The sequence below is a fragment of the Fulvivirga lutimaris genome (assembly GCF_009711525.1).
Lineage (GTDB): Bacteria > Bacteroidota > Bacteroidia > Cytophagales > Cyclobacteriaceae > Fulvivirga > Fulvivirga lutimaris.
In genome coordinates this window covers 1-5,176 of the sequence record NZ_SMLV01000300.1, presented here as the reverse complement: position 1 = coordinate 5,176, position 5,176 = coordinate 1, and the positions used below count along the sequence as shown (strand labels likewise).

The following is a 5,176-nucleotide window of genomic DNA, read 5'->3' as shown; positions in this document are numbered from 1 at the left end:
AACCTAAAAGTGTAAGGTTACTGTTATTTGGGTTTAGTGCTTTTTCTTTAAAAGTTATCAATCGGAAGGAATTAATATATTCATTAAAATTTTTACCAATTTGTTCATTGAGTAACCATGATAATTTATTAGGCTGCAGATCCAATTTCGCTGCTAATTGCCTTAATGAAATTGATGGGTCTAAATAGATGGCATCTTTTTTCATTAGCTTATCTAATTGTTCTAAATAGCTTTCTATTTCCCTTTTGCTTAATAAGGAGGGATTGTTGAAAGTGGTTTCAGCTATGGTAATGGGTTCAAGAATATGTTTGTTTTTTATAGAAGGGGGAAAATTCATTTGGGCGTAGATTTCTTTAAACCGAGCATGATCCCGCAAGTTATCCCAGACCCAAAAATTCTTCAAGGTTGCCATTATTGTCGAGCGTTCTTCGTACGCTTTGTCTAACCAGTAAATGGCCTCATTGGGCATATTTAAAAGAGCGTATAAAACTGCCGGATCAGAAGAATCAACGTATTTTGTTTTTTTGAGGACAGCTAAAACCTCTTCTTTCTTACCCATTAGTATTTTTACCACCAATAGATCTAAGTTAGCAAGTCCTAGACCTCCTATAAGTTCAAGTGCTCTATTAATGTCAATTAATGCCTCTTTATATTTTCCTAAATATGCCTGGACCAATCCGCGAAAACGAAGAGCCTCTGCATAATTAGAGTCAATTTCCAAGGCTTTATTAAATGCAACAATTGACTTCTCGAAATGCCGAGCAAAATAATATGTCAAGCCCAATTGCCAATGTGTATGAACATGAAGAGGGTCAGTTTCAATCTCCTTTTTGGCCACTTGAATTGCTCGTTCAAAATCCTCCTTGATAAATATATAATAGTAGGTTATGAATTCATTTTGGTCAGATTGACCATATTTTATTGCCTTATCATATTCTATTAGGGCGGCCTCCCAATTCCAAGCCGAGAACAGTTCAATATAAGCAAGCACCATATGTGCTCTTGCATTTTCTATATCTAATTTAATGGCTTTGTTGGCGGCACTTCTTGCTAAGTCATTCCCTTCTTCATTGGGCATTATATTGAGGGCCGCAGCGTGAATATATGTTTCTCCCAAAAATGCATAAGCTTCTGCATAGTTCGGATCAACTTTAATTGCAGCTTTGAAGAATTTCATTGCATTTTTAATGTCTTCAAAGTCTTTCCGTTTTAAATGATAACTCCCTTTTAACCATAAATCATATGCCTTGACGTTTTGAGTTTGACTTGTATTAAGAGAAGATGGGATTTCGATATGCCCAAAATTTTCACGGATTTGGTCAGCAATGTGTAAGCTTATTTCATCTTGTACTGCGAATATATCCTTTAAATCCCGATCGAAATTCTTTGACCAGAAGTGAGCGCCATCATTAGTACTGATTAACTGCGCTGTAATGCGAACCATGTTTTTGGCTTTCCGGACGCTCCCCTCCAAAACTGTACTTACTCCTAACTGCTTACCAATGGTTCTTACGTCTATATTTTTGTTCTTAAATGCAAAAGAAGATGTGCGGGCAATTACTTTTAGACCCTTCACGGTTGTTAGAGCGTTGATTATTTCTTCAGTAATGCCATCGCTGAAATATTCATTCTCAGGGTCGGCACTCATATTAACAAAAGGGAGAACCACAATGGATTTGTTGGATGATGATATGGGTAGATGGTCGCTCATTTTCTACTATACCTTAATTAGAGCTTCTATGAAATGATATTGAATACTTCAAATTACGATTTTTGTTAGCTACAGTCTATTTTACAAAATACATTTCCAATTCCCCTTTTCCCTTTGCAAAGATCTTTCCACGAGAAAGACATGTAAAGTCGTTTTTAATGAGGTTATAGGTGGATTTAGATATATTGATTTTACTGGCCTCACCAGCAGATTCCATTCTGCTAGCAGTATTTATAGTATCTCCAAAAAGGTCATATGCAAACTTCTTTTTGCCTACAACACCTGCTACTGCTGGTCCTGAATGTATCCCAACCCTCATTCTCCATTTTATTTCATGGCTTTTATTTCTCTCCTCAAGGTAGGATAGCATCATTTGTGCTGCTCTAATACAGTTTATAGCGTGATTTGTCATTCCCTTTTCAAGGCCACATGCTGCCATATATGCATCGCCAATTGTTTCAATCTTTTCAACTTCGGTTTCTTCCATTATTTGATCGAATCGACCAAATATGTCATTGAGTTCATTAACCAAAGTGATTGCCGATATGGATTCTACAAGCTCTGTAAAGCCTTCAAAGTCAGTAAATAGAATAGTGACATTCTTATGCCTTTTGGGAATTGTAGTACCTCTTTCTTTTAAGTCCCTGACAATATTTGCTGGTAGAATATTATGTAGAAGATCATCTGATTTTTTCTGTTCAGCCATTAAAGATTCCTCTGATTTATCAATTAGAACAGACATACTCGATATGAGTATGAAGCAAATGAATCCAGTAATGCTAATATTCACTATTTGTGATATGTAAGGATCTAATCCGCCAAGATGAGTAGTTATGTTTGATTGAAACATTACAGTAACAATCAATGTCAGGCAAGCTAGAATACTAAAGATATGGGCTATATACCTTGCCTTTCGGGGGAAAGTCATGTATGGAAGGATAATAATTAGGAAACAAACAACTGCAACCCCTGAAGAATATCCCAACAAATAAAGAAACAAGAGAACGGACATATAAGATGCCAGAATAAGCCATACGGATGCCAGGACCCGCCACCCTTTCCTGTTGAATATTAACACCATTAGAAACATCAATCCCAACAAAGCATTGCTCCCGTAAATCACTAGTGCGTCTGTAAGAAAAAATGCAATTAGCATCCAAATTGTATTATAAATTACTCCTAAAATGGATGCAATATTCGTTACCCGTAAATATCTGATTTCAGTGATTGAGGAGTTATAATCAGCACCAATGTCAACCATTCTTTGAAAGAATCTAGATTTGTTTTGATCATAAGTTGATAAAGCACTTCTCAATCTCTATGGATTATTAACTTCTTTTTTTATTGAAGGTAACGCCCAGCTATGATGAGTGGGGATTAGATAGCATTAACCTCTCGTCTCGCACATAGCCACGCCTTGGTTTAAATTTAAAAATTGTGGAGGACTTTCCTAAGTGCAGTTAAAGATTCGCGTCCGGCAAAACCCTATTCATTATTATCATTTGTGGTATACTGCCTTTTTTCTAACCAGATATTCAGAATGGCAAGTGCAAAGAAGAATGCTGGAATAAATGGTGGTTTAATTTTAAGAGGAAGTACATCATTTAACACATTTGGGTGAATGTGTACATAAAATGCGACCAGCATCATAAACGCTATAGCTACATTGTTGATGATAAGGCTAAGCGTAAGTTTTTTGGGAGAGATCTTATGCCTATACAATACTAACAGGAGAAAAATTAATCCGCTTAATATTTCCCCTAATTGTCCCGACCAGTAGCTCAATTGTTGGAAAGGCAGTTCGCTCATAACTACCTGTGTCGTATACCAGGATTTAAAGGGATCTATAAATTTCAACATCCCGAAAGCAAACATGGAGATACCTAAAAATAGACTGATTGATTTAACTGATTTTTTCATAACCTTTAATATTTACTGCAAAGGTCGGTGTGGGACGCACTATTAAGTGAGGATGAAAAGTTCTATCAATAGGACTTTTAGTTCACAATTTGTAGTTGGCGAAATTGGGTAGGAGTGCAGCCAGCTTTTAATTTGAAAACTCTGGTAAAGTATGAGGGGTCATTATGGCCTACTTCATAAGCTACTTCAGCAATAGTTAATGAGGTTGATTGCAGTAAGCTTTTAGCTTTCTTTATTTTATGAGCCAAAAAGTAATCGCCAGGAGATGTTGCATACTGTTTTTGAAACTCTCGCTTAAAGGATGATAAACTCATATTTGTGAGTTTTGCCAGGTCGTTTATAGAAGTGTCTGAGAACAAATGACTCTGAACTACCTCCTTTAAATTAAATGTATTTTGAGAATATATATTCGAGAGTAAATCTTGAATATTATGGAACTTGCTTGACTGTAATAGTAAAAGAATAAGCTCTTTAATTTTTAATGCAAGAATATCGTCATTGATAAGTTCTGGATTGTCAAAGTAAAACTCCAGACTTTCTATAAACTTGATGATGATTTCATCTTTAGCAATGGGGGTGATGTGCTTGTTCTCTTTTTTTGAAACAAAAGATAAGGGCAGTTCACTGGCATAAAATTCTTTTAGAATAGAAGAGGGCAAATGAAAAGCAATGACTTCTACCTGTTCATTTGAGTTGTTGTTTACCCAATCAACAATGTAAGTGCCGCATTTAAGGAGTATAGCCTCCTTATGGTTGATTGTACTTGAGCTTGCTACCGAAGTAATCTTAGTGTTGGCATCTTTCATAAACAGGAAGCATCCTTCATTTTGAAAAGAGGCTTCATACCTAAAGGGAAGTTTGATTGTAATTCTTTCAATTACTACAATCTCCTTATACAAAAATGATTTCCTAGACAGAATCATAAGTTTTTAGGTAGGATATTAATTGTATTGAACGCTTAGTATATGAAGCGTAGCGACCGAATGGGAGCTATGATTTCATATACATTGTTAGCAGTAGTTTATTTTTCAATTATTAAGTTTTCCAAATACCTAAGTGCTGTAGCTATTAGATTCTTTCGATTCTTTGCATTTTCATTATATGAATTTAAGGTCTCTCTGTCCAATTTTATCCCCTTTATAAAAATATAGTTAGGGTTTTCAAGAGAGGACAACTCAATTAGCGGATTTTTATCTACTAATAACAAGTTAGCAATCTTGCCTTTCTCAATTGTACCAAGTTGGTTCATAATTGAATGTGTCTTAGATGCATTTACAGTAGCTGTTTTTAAAACTTCATAATTGGAGAGGCCAGCCTCTTTGTAAAAGGCCAGTTCATTATGAATTGAAAAACCCGGAGCTGTAATACCAATTCCTGCGTCAGTTCCACATATTATAGTGACACCTGCTTCATGTAGTTTTTTAACTATGTTGATGTGAAAATCATGTTGTTTTTTTATTCGGTCAACTGTCTTAGGGTCTTCTTGCTTGGCATTAAACCAACGTTCAAACTGTTTTTTACTATCCGTTTTTCTGATAAGAGAAT

At 35.5% G+C, this 5,176-nt stretch carries 5 protein-coding genes; all 5 read right to left on the bottom strand.

The features are described 5' to 3' along the window. Positions 1-1,669, bottom strand: a 1,669-nt coding sequence (locus tag E1140_RS21410) for a hypothetical protein (RefSeq protein ID WP_185153441.1), incomplete at its 3' end; no start/stop codon positions are given. Between the two features lie 118 nt (positions 1,670-1,787). After that, on the bottom strand, positions 1,788-3,026 hold the full coding sequence (locus tag E1140_RS05475) for an adenylate/guanylate cyclase domain-containing protein (RefSeq protein WP_246202715.1): 1,239 nt from the start codon (positions 3,024-3,026) through the stop codon (positions 1,788-1,790). 170 nt (positions 3,027-3,196) lie between these two features. Beyond that, positions 3,197-3,631, bottom strand: a complete 435-nt coding sequence (locus tag E1140_RS05470) for a hypothetical protein (RefSeq protein ID WP_155179995.1) — start codon at positions 3,629-3,631, stop codon at positions 3,197-3,199. 77 nt (positions 3,632-3,708) lie between these two features. Beyond that, entirely contained in the window at positions 3,709-4,554 is an 846-nt protein-coding gene (locus E1140_RS05465; RefSeq protein WP_155179992.1) for a helix-turn-helix domain-containing protein, read from the bottom strand. 98 nt (positions 4,555-4,652) lie between these two features. Continuing rightward, positions 4,653-5,176 (bottom strand): amidohydrolase family protein (locus E1140_RS05460; protein ID WP_155179989.1); only part of this gene is annotated, 524 nt, incomplete at its 5' end.

What these genes read in the sequence shown, in the direction of transcription:
- E1140_RS05465 (WP_155179992.1), bottom strand. Translation starts at nt 4,554, where the DNA reads ATGATTCTGTCTAGGAAATCATTTTTGTATAAGGAGATTGTAGTAATT.
- E1140_RS05470 (WP_155179995.1), bottom strand. Translation starts at nt 3,631, where the DNA reads ATGAAAAAATCAGTTAAATCAATCAGTCTATTTTTAGGTATCTCCATG.